Here is a 1,926-nt window from a genome sequence, read left to right on the forward strand (position 1 = left end):
ATTAATAAAATAGCGCCAAAACATGGTTTAGATAGTCTAAAATAATTAATTTAGCCTAAACAATGCCTTGGCGGTTATCAAGTTACTTTGTGCAAGGTAATGCAAACAGAAATATAGCCGGCCGTTAGCAATAATAGAACACTTACTATGGGAATATTCGATTTTCTAAAGAAAAAGAATTCTGGAATTGAAGATTCAGAATTCAATTCAGAACAATTTCAACAACATTGTTATGCTTTAGCCGTGTGGAAACTTAAAGAAAGTAACAATTCAAATGATGCTATTAGAGAATTAAAAAAAATTGGATTAAATGAAGTGCAGGTTGAAATAATATTAAAAAAAGCTATGAATTTAATAGTAAAAGAGACAGAATCCAAACTTGAACATACGGAATTTGGTATTTCTGATAAATCTTTAGAAGAAATATTAAGTGGAAAAGCTAGTAAAGAACAAACAAAAAATATTTTAGATAAATTATTTTCATTTGCCACTTTCCAAAGCAAAAAAGGGAAATCACAAAATGCAATAGATCTTTTTAACAAATGTATCCTAATCGATCCCAGTTTTGTTGGTTCATATGTCAACTTAAGTGCTCTAAATCACGAAATGGATAATTATGAAGAATCGCTTAAAAATATTAATAAAGCAATTGAGTTAGATCCATTAAATAAAGTCTTATATGAAAACAAAGCAATCACTTGCGAAACTGTAAATAATTACAAAGAAGAAAAAAAGTGTTATGAAAAAATTGTCGAAATAGATAGTAATGATCTTGATGCTTTATTTGCTTTGTCTCAGTGCAAAGTCAGAGATGGTGAGTTTAAAGCTGCTCTTGACCTACTAAATCGAGTGATTGATTTAGCTCCTAATAAAGAAGAAATTCATGGGCCACATTTAAGTAAAATAGGAATTCTTGTTGAGTTAGGTTTTGAAAAAGAAGCTAAAGATTTATACTTGAAAATGACTAAACAATTTCCTGAAGATGTTTCTATTCATAGCGTAATTCCAAATATTCACTACTTTAAAGAAAACAAGACAACCGCTCTTAGTTTTTTCAATTCTAGATTTGAAGAAACTAAAGATATTCAATTTCTAAAATATAAAGCTGATTTTCTATTTCACAGAGACAAAGAAAATGCCATCAGATCTTATGATGAATATTTAAAGTTTAACCCAGAAGACACCAGTGCTTTGCAATGCAGACTTGCATTACAGGCAGATACTAACAAAACAACCGATACTAAATCTGAGAATGACAAAATACTAGAAATTGAACCAAACAATATATATGCCCTTAAAAATAGAGTAAATACGTTATATTCTGAGAAGAACTTTTCAGAAGCATTAATCGTCGCAGAGAAAATATACTTAATAGAAAAAAACAGATTGAATTCAACAGAAAGGATGAATTCAATTAATATGATTATTCAAATTTGTCAACAGTTTATGAATGAAAAGGACATATTGACGAAGTTTGACATGTTCCAGGAAGAGAACGAAAATGAAAAATATAATATTGGCTATCAAAAGGGCTTATTCTTTAAGTCTACAGGTAAATTTGAAGAAGCAATTAAAGTTTTTGATTCTCAAAATGAAGAACATGATTTTGCATGGAATTATTATCAAATTGCGATTATTAAAAATAAGCAAGGTAAAACCGTAGAATGTTTAGAGCACATGCAGAAAGCAATTAATTTAGATGTAAACATTAAACAGGATGCAAAACAGTATCACGAATTAGAAAATTTATTTAATAATCCGAATTTTATTAAACTAACAGAATAAAATACTATTGCTAACAAAATGTATATTGCATAGCTGCCCTTCGGGCTAGCAACGACAATATACACAAACGTTAGCGCTAATAGCAAGTTGGTAAATAACTAAAAATAATTAATAGTATAATAGAATGAGACAATTGAAATT

1 protein-coding gene is annotated in these 1,926 nt (G+C 28.7%); it reads left to right on the forward strand.

Going from position 1 to position 1,926, the window contains the following annotated elements; genetic code table 11:
• Window positions 1-147: 147 nt before the first annotated feature.
• Window positions 148-1,785, forward strand: coding sequence for a TPR end-of-group domain-containing protein (locus DNU06_RS17370; protein ID WP_111064771.1), 1,638 nt, complete (start codon window positions 148-150; stop codon window positions 1,783-1,785).
• The last annotated feature ends 141 nt before the right edge of the window (window positions 1,786-1,926 follow it).

Origin of the sequence: Putridiphycobacter roseus, assembly GCF_003234935.1 — a bacterium.
Lineage (GTDB): Bacteria > Bacteroidota > Bacteroidia > Flavobacteriales_D > Crocinitomicaceae > Putridiphycobacter > Putridiphycobacter roseus.